Raw genomic sequence first — 14,070 nt, 5'->3', positions numbered from 1 at the left:
ATGCGCCGGTCGAGTAGGCCGCCTTCGGCCGTATCGAGACCCCGTTCGGTCTCGATACGTTCGTTCCTCACTACTCGACCAGCGCAGGAACGAGCGAAGGAGCTCCCCCGTGACCCGCACAGCGAACTACGTCGTCGCCTACGAGGCGACCGAGCGCGGGCGGGAGGCCGTCGAGCTGGGCATTGCGCTCGCCCGACTCACCGACTCCGAGCTCCGCATCTGCCTCGTCCTGCCTCAGAGCACCGGGGTGCCCGCGAAGGTACCGGCATCCGCCGCCGACTACGAGGGCATCATCGCCCAGCAGGCGCAACTGTGGCTGGATGAGGCCATCCAGAAAGTTCCGACGGATGTCACGGCCTCGAGCCACGTTCTGTGGGCCGAGTCCACCTCGGAGGGCCTCATCGAGGCTGCCCAGGCCTTCGGCTCCGATCGCATCGTCGTCGGAGCCGCCCGCACGGGCATCCTGCAGCGCTTCTCGATCGGCAGCGTGGCGAACTCCCTCCTGCACGCCTCACCCGTACCCGTCGCCCTCGCCCCGCGCGGCTACCGAGCACCCGAGCGCATCAGCCGCATCACCTGCGCCATTGGAACTCGACCGGGCTGGCAGGCCCTGCTCGACTCGATGGTGTCGATCTCGGAGGGCCTCGATGTCGAACTGCGCTTCGTGACCCTCGTCGAGGTCGGAGCGGGCGACTCCCGTCCGGTGACCAGCGACGAGCACCTTCTGACCGTGCTCGACTACTTCTCCGAGCGGGAGAAGACCGAGGGCATCCTCTCGACAGAGGTCGCGGAAGGCCCGAGTGTCGAGGCCGCCGTGGAGGCACTCGGATGGCGAGACGACGAGATCGCCTTCGTCGGATCGAGCCGACTCGCATCGCCGAGTCGCATCTTCCTCGGCGCCACCGCAAACCGCATGCTGCACTCTCTTCCCGTGCCCCTCATCGTCGTTCCCAACCACGCCGCGTAGCGCCTCACAGTAGAAGGATCGACATCATGGCACGCAAGAACACAGCCTCCTCGACAGCTTCCGGCACCGACGCCGGCGTCGACTTCATCGACGCGGCGGACGCGAAGACGGGTCTCTCGTCGAAAGGCCTCTCGGCCGGCTCGATCGGCCTGCTCGGGGCCACCGTCATCGGCATCTCGTGCATCGCGCCGGCGTACACGCTGACCGCATCGCTCGGCCCGACGGCCGCCGCCGTCGGAACGCAGATGCCGGGCATCTTCCTCGTCGGCTTCCTGCCCATGCTGCTCGTGGCGCTCGGCTACCGCGAATTGAACAACGCGATGCCCGACAGCGGCACGTCGTTCACCTGGGCGACCAGGGCGTTCGGTCCGTGGCTCGGATGGCTGGGCGGCTGGGGACTCATCGTCGCGACGGTGGTGGTGCTCTCGAACCTCGCGGGTGTCGCCGTCGACTTCTTGTATCTGGCGATCGGCCAGGCGCTGGAGACCTTCGGCGTCGAGAACACCGTCGCCGATCTCGCCGGCAACGTGCCCATCAACATCCTCACCTGTCTGGTCTTCATGGTGGGCGCCTGCTACGTGTCGTATCGCGGTGTCGAGACGACGAAGTCGATCCAGTACTGGCTCGTGGGCTTCCAGCTCGTGGTGCTCGTCTGGTTCGCCATCGCCGCCATCGTTCACTTCGCAGACGGATCGGCGTTCGACGCGACGCCGTTCAGTCTCGAGTGGTTCAACCCGTTCGCCGTGCCCACCTTCTCGGCCTTCGCCGCTGGCGTCTCGCTCTCGATCTTCATCTTCTGGGGCTGGGATGTGACGCTCACCATGAACGAGGAGACCAAGAACCCGAAGACCACGCCCGGTCGAGCCGCGACGCTGACCGTCGGCATCATCTTCGTGCTCTACATCCTGGTGGCCGTCGCCAGCCTGATGTTCTCGGGAATCGGCACCGGCGAGCTCGGACTCGGGAACGAGGACATCTCGGGCAACGTCTTCGCGGCGCTGGCTGGCCCGATCATGGGGCCCTTCGCCATCCTGCTGTCTCTCGCCGTTCTGTCGAGCTCGGCAGCCTCGCTGCAGTCGACCTTCGTGGGCCCGGCCCGCACGATGCTGGCGATGGGTCACTACCAGGCGTTCCCGAAGCGCTTCGCGTCGATCAGCCCGCGCTTCAAGTCACCGGGTTTCGCCACGATCATCGCGGGTGTGGTGGCCTGGGGGTTCTACGCGGTGATGCGCGTGGTGTCGAACGACGTGCTCACCGACACGATCCTCACGCTGGGCATGATGATCTGCTTCTACTACGGGGTCACCGCACTCGCGTGCGTCTGGTACTTCCGTAAGGAGGCTTTCTCCGGAGCCCGGTCGTTCCTCTTCAAGTTCCTCGCGCCGCTGCTGGGTGGGGTGATTCTCGCGGTGATCTTCGTGACCACCCTGATCGACTCGATGAACCCCGACTACGGCAGCGGCTCGAACATCGGCGGGCTCGGCCTCGTCTTCGTCCTGGGCGCGTTCCTTCTGCTCGCGGGCGTCGCGCTCATGTTCGTGATGCGCGCCGTGAATCCCGCGTTCTTCACCGGCAAGACACTGAAGCGCGGAACGTCGACCGACTGAGTCGTGCGCGGCGGTGAGGCTGCGTGGCCCCCTCAGTGCTGAACGAGGGCGAGCGGCAGCGCGCCGCAGGGCACGCGCTCGCCGCCGCCGTGCAGCAGTGTTCCCGCCGCGATCGACGGATCCGTCGAGAGCACGACCCGCGACTGCGCGTTCACGAGAGTGACGCGTTCGCCGAGCCGGCCCAGCGCGGGCAGGAACCGGGCCTCGAGGGCAGACACCGTCACATCCACGCCTGCCACGCCGGGCTGCGCGCCCGACGCATCGAACACCGGCATGGTGAGGGTGAGAATGAACTCGTCGGTGCACAAATAGTCCACGTACGGGCCCGTGATGTGGCTCGACTCGCCCGACGCCACGCCTCGCCACCACTCGAGCCGCGTGTAGTCGCGGAAGAACTCCGATTCGGGGTCTTCGACGACGGCGAGCTGCCGAGGCGGCAGCCGCTGCACAAGAGGATCCCCGGCCTGACGCACCCACCACGCGAGGTGCCACGCCGCATCGTCGACGAATCCGGGAGTGGCCACGAACCCCGCCCCGATGACCAGCTGAGCGCCGTCGGCCAGTTCTGCCTCGGCGAGGGCTCGCACACTGCCGTCGAGTGCCGCCTTGGTGATCGGATGCGCCAGGCCCGCGAGCGTGGTCGCGAACGCATCGCGCGCCCGACCCAGCGTGGAGAAGACGGTGTCGAAGGTGTCGACGACGAGGGCGACGCAGTGGTCGAGCGTGGTGGGCGCGCCCACCGTCGCCTCGTCGGCGCCGGCCCGGGTCTGATCCGCGAACGAGATGGCCCCGGCCGTCAGCACCGACAGCTGCTCGTCGACGATCATCCGCGCGCTCGCGCCGTCGCGTTCACCCAGGGCCTCGATCAGGGCGAGCTGCGAACGGAGCACCGCGTGACGCAGGGCCTGGTCGCGCATACCGAACCAGAGCAGTGGCCCGTACTCCGCCTGCAGACGCAGCTCCTCGGCGACGAGCCGCGGCGATTGGGCGGCCGCGGCCACTTCCACGCGGAACAGCGCCTCTCCGCGGCGAGCCGAGACCTCGTTGTCGACATCGATCGACTGGGTGATCGACCGCAGATTCTCGATATCGCTCGGGGTGGCCCGAACCGCGGCCGTCGCGGCGACGGTGCCGCTGATCGCTCCGAGTTGCAGCGCGAGGTCGTGCAGCTGCGCCCGCGAGAACCTCGAGAGGCGCGCGGCGAGCAGTTCTCGCTGGCCCTCTTCGCTCGAGGTGATGAAGCTTCCTCCGTCACGTCCGCGGGTGGTACGCACGAGGCCTTGACCGCGCAGCGCGTCGAGCGCTTCGCGCACCGTCGACACGGCCACACCGAACTGCCGCGCCAACTCTGTCTCTCGGGGCAGGCGTTCGCCGTGTCCGACCAGGCCGAGCACGATCGCCTCGCGCATCCGCTGTTCGACCTGTTCGCTGCGACCCGGGCCGGCCAGCGGCGCGAAGACCGCCGAACGAGCCTCTGCGGTGAGGCCGAGCGAACGCGACATCTGATCTCCCTGGGCTGCGGTTCGACGCTATCACCCGAAGGGCGCGTCAGCGTTTGGTGCTGCGCGTGACCGTGAACTTCGTGTTTTGACCGACCACCTCGGTCGGCCCCACGATCTTTCGCAGCGTCGTGGCGTGCGAGAGCGAGCTGTTGAAGACGGTCCAGAGCTCGCCGCCCGACCGCAGCACGCGCGACGCATCGCGGAACAGCCCGAGAGCCGCGTCGGCGTGCACGGCCGCGCCCACGTGGAACGGAGGGTTGCAGAGAATCAGCTCGACCGACGCATCCGGCTGCGAGCGCAGCGCGTCGTCGCGCACCACGTCTACGCGGCTCTCGAGGCCGTTCAGTCGCATCGTCTCGCGGGCGGATGCGACGGCCGACGACGACTGGTCGCTCGCGATCACCCGCGCATCGGGCCGGGCCCGGGCGATCTCTGCCGCGAGAACGCCGGTGCCGCATCCGAGGTCGATGGCCACGCCGGGATGCGCCTGCATCTGCGGAATGAACGACAGCAGAAAACGGGTGCCGATATCGAGCTTCGTGCCCGCGAACGCGGTGCCCTGTGCCGCGACCCACAGCTGCAGATCGTCGTGGAACTCGCTGCGAACGGCCTCGGGGCCTGCGTCGGCCTCGCTCGATCCGATCGGCGCAGAGGCGACGAGCACTCTCGACTTCTGCCGCGCCAGACTGACCCGCAGCTCGGAGAAGTGCTTCGAGAGCACCTCGTTCATGCTGATCGAGAGGTGCTTGATGCGCCCGCCCGCGAAGACGACGACCGACGGATTCGCGTGGCGCGCGATGAGCGCCGCCGCCTGCTCGAGTGCGACGAGGGTGCGCGGAAGCTGCATGAGCACCACCGTCGCGCCCTCGACCAGCGGGGCGCCCAGGGCCATCGACTCGAACGATCCGGCGAGCTGCGTGCGGTCGGCGTTGCGGGCCAGGGCCCGTTCGCCGGTGAGTGCGTCTTGTTGAACCCGGATGCGCGTGGCCCCGTGCAGCCCCGCTGCACCGAGCGTCAGCGCCCCGTACCGATCACCGATCACGACCACCTCGCCAGGGCCGGCCGCAGCTAGGGCATCCGCTGCCTCATCGAGGATCAGCCTGTCGCTTGCGTCGACGGCGAAGAGATTGGGGGCCTCGACGTCAGGAAAGCGGCGGAGGTCGTCGAACGAGAAATCAGGCATCCCCCCATCCTGACAGGGATGCGCGTGGGCTGTTATTCTGGTCGGCTCGCCAGACGGCGGCAGAGAGAAGCCGACCATGACCGACTAAGTCAACGCGAACCGCGACAACTGGAACGACCGCGCATCCGCGCACGCCGTGCGCACGGGGGTGGGCTACCAGGTGCAGAGGTACATCGACGACAGGCAGCTCATCTCTGATGTCGTCAGGTTCGACCGCGAGCGACTCGGCCCCATCGAGGGGCTACGAACCGTTCATCTGCAGTGCCACATCGGCACCGACACCCTCTCGCTCGCCCGGCTCGGCGCCCACGTGACGGGGCTCGACTTCTCGCCGGTCGCCCTCGATGAGGCTCGAGCGCTGGTCTCCGAGACGGGCGACGCCGTCGATTTCGTCGAGTCCGACGTCTACTCGGCGATCGACGCGCTCGGCGAGGGCGGTTTCGACCTCGTCTACACCGGCATCGGGGCGCTCTGCTGGCTGCCCTCCGTCGACCGGTGGGCTGCGGTGGTCGCGGGCCTGCTGAGACCGGGTGGCCGTCTCTTCATCCGCGAGGGTCATCCGATTCTCTGGACCATGGATGAGCGGCTGAGCGACGATCTGCATCTGCGGTTTCCGTACTTCGAGCAGCCAGACCCGCTCGAGTGGGACGACGACGCGAGCTACGTCGAGACGGACAAGCCGATCACGGCCACGAAGACCTACGAATGGAACCACGGCATCGGCGAGATCGTGACGGCGCTCCTCGACGCTGGCCTCACACTCACCATGCTCGTCGAGCACGACAGCGTGCCGTGGCGGGCCCTGCCAGGGCAGATGCTGATGCGTCCGGGTGGCGAGTTCGCCCTCGACCAGCGAGCCGGCGTCGCACCTCTCAGCTACACGATCCAGGCGGTCAAGCTGGCGTCGTGAGCCGAGAGAGCCCCGTGTTCGCACGCTTCCGAACGGGTGTCCGGCAAGCGACGGTCAGGTAACCACAAGGTAAATCCCTGCTCGTTAGCAGCCGTTCGACACTACGGTCACTAGAGTGGCGACAACTGAAATGACTGCACCGGGCATCGCCCGACCGACTCTGTACGACCGATTCATTCGACCGGTCATCCCCGAGTCCGAGGTCTTCGAGAAGCCGCGCACCCTGGTGTGGGGCTTCGTGGGTCTGCACATCGTCTACTTTCTCGGCCTGCTGCCGAACATCATCGCCGGAACCGTCGAGGGCGACCTGCCCCTCTACCGGCGCTGGGCCGTGGCCGCAGAGACCTTCGGCCAGTGGCCGGGCATCCACTTCGAGTGGGTGTACCCGATCGGCGCGATTCTGCCGATCTCGATCTCCAACATCGCCGGCCCGCAGTTCTATCAACTGCTCTGGTTCGTGCTCATCGCCGCGCTCAACGCTGTGTCCATCATCGTGCTGTCCAACCGCGGTCGCTCGCGCCGCGGCATCCTGGCGTCGTGGTGGTGGCTCGGAATCCTCACGCTCCTGAGCCCCGTCGCCCTGCTCCGCCTCGAGGGCATCACCGCTCCCCTGGTGATCATCGCCCTCGTTCTGATCGCTCGTCGGCCGATCGTCGCATCCGCTCTTCTGGCGCTCGCCACCTGGATCAAGGTCTGGCCCGCCGCGATCTTCCTCGCGATCCTCGGGGCGTTCCCGCGTCGCCGCATTGCCATCGCCACCGGCGCCGTCTTCTCGGTCGGGGTCGCCGCGATCGTGTGGGCGCTGGGCGGCCTGCAGTACCTCCTCGGCTTCGCACAGATGCAGACCTCGCGCGGTCTACAGCTCGAGGCGCCCGTCACCACACCCTGGCTCTGGCTCGCGATCCTCGACCGCCCCGGCAGCCGCATCGTCAACAACACCGCGATCGCCACGCGCGAGGTCGTCGGCCCCTACGACCACGTGGCCATCGCGCTGATGACGCCGGCTCTCGCCCTCGCCGTCGTCGGCGTGCTCGCCCTCGTGGTGTGGGCGAAGCACCGCGGCGCCGACACCCAGAAGCTGCTGCTCGTCGCATCGTTGGCGCTGGCCACCACACTGGTCGTCTTCAACAAGGTGGGTTCGCCTCAGTACATGCTGTGGCTCGCCCCGATCATCGCCGTGGGCATCACGCAGGGGTGGCGCGCTTGGCGCACCCCCGCGCTGCTGATGGTCGCGATCTCGGTGCTCACCACCTTCGTGTTCCCCATCTTGTACATGCCCCTCATCGCCGGCGACCCGGGCGTCGCCATGCTGCTCACGGGTCGCAACATGCTGCTCGTGGTTCTTCTCGGATGGGCGGTGCGCGAGTTGATCTACCTCGGCGCCCGCGCCGCCGGCGCAGAACCACGCTTCGAGCGCCGCGCCCGCCAGCGCGAAGAGCGTCGAGCGCGCATCGCCGTCTAGGGCAGGGGTAGCCTTTTCACCCATGCCCCCGCAGTCGTCTCCCCTCGCTCCCACCACCGTCGTCGGGGCGGAGAACTACCCGGCCGAGCTGGTCGCCGCGGTCGTCCGCGCGACCGAGGCCGCGGCATCCGCCTGCCAGCCCCTCGTGGGCTCGGGCGACAAGAACGCGGCCGACGAGCTCGCCGTCGCGGCGATGCGGGATGCGCTCGGTCGGGCCCCGTTCGACGGCACCGTCGTGATCGGTGAGGGAGAGAAGGACGAGGCGCCCATGCTCGCCAACGGCGAGCGCCTCGGCACGGGCGAGGGTCCGGAATGCGACGTCGCGGTCGACCCCCTCGACGGAACCAGGCTGGCTGCAGAGAATCTGCCGGGCGCCGTCGCCGTGATCGCGCTCGCCCCGCGGGCAAGCATGTTCGATCCGCGCGACGTGTTCTACATGCAGAAGCTCATCGCCGGTTCAGCGGGCATCGACGTGCTCGATGTGCGCAACTCGCCCGCGCATAACGCCGCGAGGCTGGCCGGTGCGCTGGGAAAGCCGCTCAGCGAGTTGGTCGTCGGCGTTCTCGACAAGCCGCGGCACGCATCCCTCGTCGCCGAGCTGCGCGAGGTGGGGGCGCGCGTTCATCTGGTCGGAGAGGGCGACGTCTCGATCGCGATCGCCGCCGCCACGCCCGGGTCGGGCATCGATGCGGTGATGGGCACGGGCGGCACCCCCGAAGGGATCATCGCGGCGTGCGCCGTGCGATCACTCGGCGGCTTCATGCAGGGCCGCATGGCGCCGCAGTCGGAGGAAGAGCGCACGGCTGCCGTCGCAGCGGGCCACGATCTGGATCGTGTGTTCACGCTCGACGAGTTGGTCGCGAGCGACCGAGTGCTCTTCGTCTCGACGCCCGTCACCTGAGCAGCGAGCTAGACCAGCACCCCTCGGGTCAGTCGAGTTCTGCCTGCGTGGGCCGCCAGATCACGATCTCGGTGCGCCGAGCGGTACGCGTTCCATGCTTCAGCGACACCACGTCGCCCTGCACATCGGCCGCGAAGACGCGACGGTTCGGCCGGTTGAGCAGTTCGTCGGCGAGTGCGCTCTCGAGCTCGCGAACGCGGCCGGTGAGGGCGGACACCTGATTCTCGAGCGTCAGGATGCGGGCGATGCCCTCGAGGCTGACGCCCTCCGCCGAGAGACGGGCGATCTCGCGCAGCTGCACCACGTTGCGCATGGAGTAGCGCCTCGACTTGCCCGCCGTGCGCGTCGGGCTGACGAGCCCGAGGCGATCGTATTGGCGCAGCGTCTGCGGATGCATGCCGGCCAGTTCGGCGGCCATGGCGATCGCGAACATCGGTGAGTTCTCGTCCATGGCCTGCCTTCCTGACTGGTTGTAGCGGGGTGTGAATCGCTCGGGTTACTCGTGCGCCTTCGAGAGCAACTCGAGGCGCGGGTTCTCTTGGGGCTCGACCGCGTGGAAAGCCTCGAGGGCCTCGCGCGCCTCTGCACTCAGATGCGCGGGAACGGCGACTTGGACGACGGCGAGCAGATCGCCGGTGCCCTTCGATGTCTCCACTCCGCGGCCCTTGACGCGCAGCACCCGCCCGGAGGGGGTGCCGGGGGCGACCTTCAGCTTGACGGGGTCGCCGCCGAGCGTCGGAACCTCGATCGTCGCGCCGAGGGTCGCCTCGACGAAAGTCACGGGAACGTTCACGCGCAGGTTCAACCCGTCGCGTTCGAATACGGGGTGTTTGCGCACGGTCACGGTCAAGACGATATCGCCTGCCTCGCCGCCATCAGGACTCGCTTCGCCCTTGCCGCGCAATTTGATCTTCTGACCATCGGAGACGCCGGCCGGGATCTTGACCGTGATCGGTCGCCCGTCGGCCGTCTGCAGCTTGATGGTGTCGCCCTTGGTGGCGGTGAGGAAGTCGATCGTGGCGCGCGCCGTCACGTCGCGACCACGGGTCGGTCCGCCGAAACCGCGGAATCCTCCCGACGATCCGCCGAACAGTCCGCCGAGCAGGTCGTCGTACTGGCTTCCGGCTCCGGGCTGCGTATAGGTGTACTGCTGTCCTCCGCGCCCGCCTCCGCCGCCGCCGAACATACCGCCGAAGACGTCTTCGAAGCCGCCGCCCTGCTGGCCGGGAGCCTGGAACCGCGCTCCGGAACCCATGGCGCGGATCTGGTCGTACTCTCTGCGCTGTTCAGGGTCGGAGAGCACCGAGTTGGCCTCGGAGATCTCCTTGAACTTCGCCTCGGCCTTGGGATCGCCGGGGTTGGAGTCGGGGTGGTACTGGCGGGCGAGCTTACGATACGTCTTCTTGAGCTCGGCCTCCGAGATGTCCTTCGAGACACCGAGCACCTTGTAGAAGTCTTTGTCGAACCAATCCTGGCTGGCCATTCGTGTCCTTGTTCGTGTTCAGCCCTGCGACGAGCTCAGGGAACGAGGAGTTCCCTGAGCTCGTCGAAGGGGCTCTACCAGGTTGTGTGTTACGCGCTGACGGGCGTCGAGACGACGACCTTGGCCGCACGCAGAAGCGTGGAACCGAGGTAGTAGCCCGTCTCGACGACGTCTGCGATCGTCTCGATCTCGACCTCGGCCGACGGCTGCTGGAAGATCGCCTCGTGCAGCTGCGGGTCGAAGGCCTCGCCCACGGCGCCGAACGGCTTCAAGCCCAGGCGCTCGGTGCCGCCGCGCAGCTTCTGCGCGATGGATGCGAACGGGCCGTCTCCGAGATCGCCGTGCTTCTCGGCGCGGTCGAGATCGTCGAGAACCGGAAGCAGGACCTTCACGACCTCGCCGACCGTGCGTTCCCGCTCGATCTCACGGTTCGCCTCGGTGCGCTTGCGGTAGTTGGCGTACTCGGCCGTAACGCGCTGCAGGTCGGCGAGCCGCTCTGCAGCCAGCACCTCGTCTGAGGCGGTCGACGACGACGCGGTCGAGGCGTCTTCGAGGAAGCTCAGGTCGGCGTCGGTCAACGAGGTCTCGACATCGGGGCCCTCGGCCTCAATGAAGTTCGCATCGGAGTTGGCGCCCTCGGCGGTCGGCTCGTCGGCTGGAGAAGCGCTCCCCGAGCCCGTCGCCGGGGTCTGAGCCGAATCCGGCTCGTTCCCTTCGGCGGGCTCAGGGAACGTGTTCTGGTCTGCCACGGTTACTTGTCCTTCTTGGGCTCGTCGTCTTCAACGACCTCGGCGTCGACCACGTCTTCGTCAGACGCGGCGTCCTGGGGAGCGTCGGTCGGTGCGTCGCTCGCAGCGGCTGCATCGGCCTGGCTCGAGGCGTAGATAGCCTCGCCCAGCTTGCCCTGGCTCTCGTTGAGCTTGTCGAACGCGACCTTCACGGCCTCGTCGTTGTCTTCGCCGGCAAGCGCCGTCTTGAGCTCGTCGACATCGGCCTGAACACTCGTCTTGACGTCTTCGGGCAGCTTGTCTTCGTTCTCTTTGATGAGCTTGTCGATCGAGTAGGCGAGCTGCTCGGCGTTGTTGCGCACCTCGGCGGCCTCACGGCGCTTCTTGTCTTCGGCGGCGTGCTCTTCGCCCTCGCGAACCATGCGGGCGATGTCGTCCTTCGACAGGCTGGAACCGCCCGTGATCGTCATCGACTGCTCCTTGCCGGTGCCCTTGTCCTTAGCGGACACGTGCACGATGCCGTTGGCGTCGATGTCGAAGGTGACCTCGACCTGCGGGATGCCGCGCGGAGCCGGCGCGATGCCGGTCAGCTCGAACGTTCCGAGGTTCTTGTTGTCGCGGGTGAACTGGCGCTCGCCCTGGAAGACCTGGATCGCGACGGACGGCTGGTTGTCGTCTGCGGTGGTGAAGGTCTCGCTGCGCTTGGTGGGGATGGCCGTGTTGCGCTCGATGAGCGTGGTCATCATGCCACCCTTGGTCTCGATACCGAGGCTCAGCGGGGTGACGTCGATGAGCAGAACGTCCTTGCGCTCACCCTTCAGCACACCGGCCTGCAGAGCGGCGCCGACGGCGACGACCTCATCGGGGTTGACGCCCTTGTTGGGCTCCTTGCCGCCCGTGAGCTTCTTGACCAGCTCGACGACGGCGGGCATACGGGTCGATCCACCGACGAGCACCACGTGTGCGATGTCGTTGACCGAGACGCCGGCCTCGCGGATGACGTCTTCGAACGGCTTCTTGGTGCGGTCGAGCAGGTCGCTCGTGAGCTCCTCGAACTTGGCGCGGCTGAGCGTCTCGTCGAGGTTGGCAGGGCCGTTCTCGGTGAGCGACAGGTACGGAAGCTGGATGCTGGTCGAGGTCGACGAAGACAGTTCCTTCTTCGCCTGCTCCGCGGCCTCCTTGAGGCGCTGCTTGGCGATCTTGTCGCCGGACACGTCGACGCCGGTGGCGTCTTTGAAGCGCTTGATCAGGTAGTCGACGACGCGCTGGTCCCAGTCGTCTCCACCGAGACGGTTGTCACCCGAGGTCGAGCGCACCTGGATCGTGGAGAAGTCGTCGTCCTTACCGACTTCGAGCAGCGAGACGTCGAACGTTCCGCCACCGAGGTCGAAGACCAGGATGAGCTCGTCTTCCTTGCCCTTGTCGAGGCCGTAGGCCAGAGCGGCCGCCGTGGGCTCGTTGATGATGCGCAGCACGTTGAGGCCCGCGATCTCACCGGCCTCCTTGGTGGCCTGGCGCTCGGCGTCGTTGAAGTACGCCGGAACGGTGATGACCGCGTCGGTGACCGTGTCACCGAGGTAGCTCTCGGCGTCGCGCTTGAGCTTGGCGAGGATACGGGCCGACAGCTCCTGCGGGGTGTAGGGCTTGCCGTCGATATCGACGGTCCAGTTGGTGCCCACGTGACGCTTCACCGAAGAAATGGTGCGGTCGACGTTGGTCACGGCCTGGCGCTTCGCGGTCTCACCGACGAGCACCTCGCCGTCCTTGGTGAAAGCGACCACCGAGGGAGTCGTGCGGAAGCCTTCCGCGTTGGCGATGACGGTGGGTTCTCCACCTTCGAGGACCGCGACCACCGAGTTGGTGGTACCGAGGTCGATTCCTACTGCACGAGCCATGTGAGTGATTTCTCCTTGTTTGCTGGCGGGACCGAAAAGATAAGTTCGCACAAGGGTTGAGCCTTGTTGACTCAAGCTTGCCAGCGGGCGAAATCGATGTCAAGTCCTCACAGCTAAAGTTGAGCTAGGTCGACTCAACTTCGTCGCGGATGCGAGAAGGCTGTGCGAGGCGCGCATCCCGCGCGGCGAACACCGCCCCGTCGACGACCCGCGACGGATGCGAGGCGAGGGCGACCACCTCGACGGATCCGTCGACGACGGGGGGCACGAGCGAACCGAGCACGCCGAGGTAGCCGTCGAGCACAACCACCTCGGCTCCGACGGTCGCGGCCGCCGCGTCGATTGCGCGAGCGAGCGCATCCATCGTCGTTTGCAGCGTCTCTGCGACTCCCTCCTGCCCGTCCGCGAGCGCCCTGAGAAAAGCCGACAGGGCTTCTCTCGGGTAGCGGTCGACGAGCTGCGCGGCGTCGTCCTCAGCCAGCACTCCGGCTCTCGTCAGGAGACTCGACAGCGCACTGACCTCGCCGAGCGTCTGCATCTCTCCCCCGGAGCCCGGTACGGGTATACGAGCGACATCGGCCTCACCCGGCGACCCGGAGTTCAGTGGCTCGCCTCCGACGAGGATCGCGCCGATGACACGACGTTCTCCGCCGAAGTAGAGCATGGTTCGCGCGCCGACGCGGCCGCGCAGTTCGCCTCGAGCAAGCCCCAGGGCGGCCGCGGTGCTGTCACGCGCGAGCTCGACCATGGCTCCACCGCATCCGCCGGACTGCAGCTGCTCGCGCGCGCACGTCGCCAGATCGACATCGTTCCACTCGAGCGACTCCGACCGGGCCACGGACGTGCCGCACGGTGAGACGATCCCGGGAACCGCGATGGTGATCGCCGTCAGGGTGCGGTGCGGGTCTGTCGACTCGACTATCCATTCGATCGCGGCCCGCAGCATCCGCATCGCCGTCGCCGTATCGCCGCCGCGCAGATCGGCCCTGTCGGCGTAGCTGCCCAGGTGATCGCCGCCCACCGTTGCCGTCTTCGCCTGCACGCCGTCGACATCCACCCGCAGCCCTGCTACCACCCAGGTATCGCCCGATAGCGACAACGAGTGGGTGGGCCGACCGAGACGCGACTGTGTTCCGGCAAGACCCTCGGTCACCAGGTCGAGCGCCTTCAACTCCCCGATCATGCCGGTGAGAGTCGACAGCCCGAGCAGCGACGACGCCGCGATCTGTGCACGCGACGACGGTCCGTGATCGCGCAGATAGCGCAGGACGAGGGCGAGATTGTGCTCGCGAAGATCTGCCGTGTCTCCCCCGCGCCCCCGGTCGAAGAGGCCCCCCCGGTGCCGATTCATGCCCATAACCTTAGCCCCGAAGGTGTCGGCCCCGACATGATTCACCGAGCGTGCACGCGTTGTCTCCTGCCTCGACGCCTC

General features: G+C 67.4%; 12 protein-coding genes. 5 read left to right on the top strand and 7 right to left on the bottom strand.

What is annotated here, in order from left to right; all coding sequences use genetic code 11:
• Positions 1-109: 109 nt before the first annotated feature.
• Both ASF79_RS11930 and ASF79_RS11925 read left to right on the top strand, forming a co-directional pair.
• Entirely contained in the window at positions 110-967 is an 858-nt protein-coding gene (locus ASF79_RS11930) for a universal stress protein (protein WP_055855214.1), read from the top strand.
• 26 nt (positions 968-993) lie between these two features.
• Complete coding sequence (locus ASF79_RS11925; RefSeq protein WP_082495863.1) at positions 994-2,574, top strand: APC family permease; 1,581 nt, start codon at positions 994-996, stop codon at positions 2,572-2,574.
• A 32-nt stretch (positions 2,575-2,606) separates the two neighbouring features.
• On the opposite strand, the gene ASF79_RS11920 is transcribed toward ASF79_RS11925, so the two are convergent.
• Both ASF79_RS11920 and ASF79_RS11915 read right to left on the bottom strand, forming a co-directional pair.
• On the bottom strand, positions 2,607-4,076 hold the full coding sequence (locus ASF79_RS11920; protein ID WP_055855213.1) for a GntR family transcriptional regulator: 1,470 nt from the start codon (positions 4,074-4,076) through the stop codon (positions 2,607-2,609).
• A gap of 46 nt (positions 4,077-4,122) precedes the next feature.
• A complete protein-coding gene (locus ASF79_RS11915; RefSeq protein WP_055855211.1) occupies positions 4,123-5,259 on the bottom strand; it encodes a class I SAM-dependent methyltransferase in 1,137 nt (378 codons plus the stop codon).
• 160 nt (positions 5,260-5,419) lie between these two features.
• On the opposite strand from ASF79_RS11915, the gene ASF79_RS11910 reads away from it, so the two are divergent.
• The 3 genes from ASF79_RS11910 to glpX all read left to right on the top strand — a co-directional run bounded on the left by ASF79_RS11910 (position 5,420) and on the right by glpX (position 8,532).
• The gene (locus tag ASF79_RS11910) at positions 5,420-6,169 is read left to right on the top strand and encodes a class I SAM-dependent methyltransferase (RefSeq protein ID WP_235500746.1); all 750 of its coding nucleotides are present in this window, start codon (positions 5,420-5,422) and stop codon (positions 6,167-6,169) included.
• A gap of 115 nt (positions 6,170-6,284) precedes the next feature.
• Complete coding sequence (locus tag ASF79_RS11905) at positions 6,285-7,631, top strand: glycosyltransferase family 87 protein (RefSeq protein ID WP_146077699.1); 1,347 nt, start codon at positions 6,285-6,287, stop codon at positions 7,629-7,631.
• Positions 7,632-7,653: 22 nt separating this feature from the next.
• Positions 7,654-8,532, top strand: a complete 879-nt coding sequence (gene glpX, locus ASF79_RS11900; protein ID WP_055778894.1) for a class II fructose-bisphosphatase — start codon at positions 7,654-7,656, stop codon at positions 8,530-8,532.
• Positions 8,533-8,560: 28 nt separating this feature from the next.
• On the opposite strand, the gene ASF79_RS11895 is transcribed toward glpX, so the two are convergent.
• The 5 genes from ASF79_RS11895 to ASF79_RS11875 form a co-directional block, all read right to left on the bottom strand.
• Positions 8,561-8,983, bottom strand: a complete 423-nt coding sequence (locus ASF79_RS11895) for a heat shock protein transcriptional repressor HspR (RefSeq protein WP_055778896.1) — start codon at positions 8,981-8,983, stop codon at positions 8,561-8,563.
• Positions 8,984-9,028: 45 nt separating this feature from the next.
• A complete protein-coding gene (locus ASF79_RS11890; protein ID WP_055855207.1) occupies positions 9,029-10,015 on the bottom strand; it encodes a DnaJ C-terminal domain-containing protein in 987 nt (328 codons plus the stop codon).
• Positions 10,016-10,104: 89 nt separating this feature from the next.
• Positions 10,105-10,764: a nucleotide exchange factor GrpE gene (locus ASF79_RS11885; protein ID WP_055855206.1), complete on the bottom strand. Its 660-nt coding sequence runs from the start codon at positions 10,762-10,764 to the stop codon at positions 10,105-10,107.
• A gap of 2 nt (positions 10,765-10,766) precedes the next feature.
• The gene (dnaK, locus tag ASF79_RS11880; protein WP_055778905.1) at positions 10,767-12,638 is read right to left on the bottom strand and encodes a molecular chaperone DnaK; all 1,872 of its coding nucleotides are present in this window, start codon (positions 12,636-12,638) and stop codon (positions 10,767-10,769) included.
• A gap of 124 nt (positions 12,639-12,762) precedes the next feature.
• Positions 12,763-13,989 carry a hypothetical protein gene (locus ASF79_RS11875; RefSeq protein WP_156366242.1) on the bottom strand — a complete coding sequence of 409 codons (1,227 nt, stop codon included), beginning with the start codon at positions 13,987-13,989 and terminating at the stop codon, positions 12,763-12,765.
• Positions 13,990-14,070 lie beyond the last annotated feature (81 nt).

Origin of the sequence: Agreia sp. Leaf335 (assembly GCF_001423605.1) — a bacterium.
GTDB lineage: Bacteria > Actinomycetota > Actinomycetes > Actinomycetales > Microbacteriaceae > Agreia.
The sequence above is the reverse complement of the archived record's forward strand: the minus strand, read 5'-3'. Positions and strand labels throughout refer to the sequence as shown.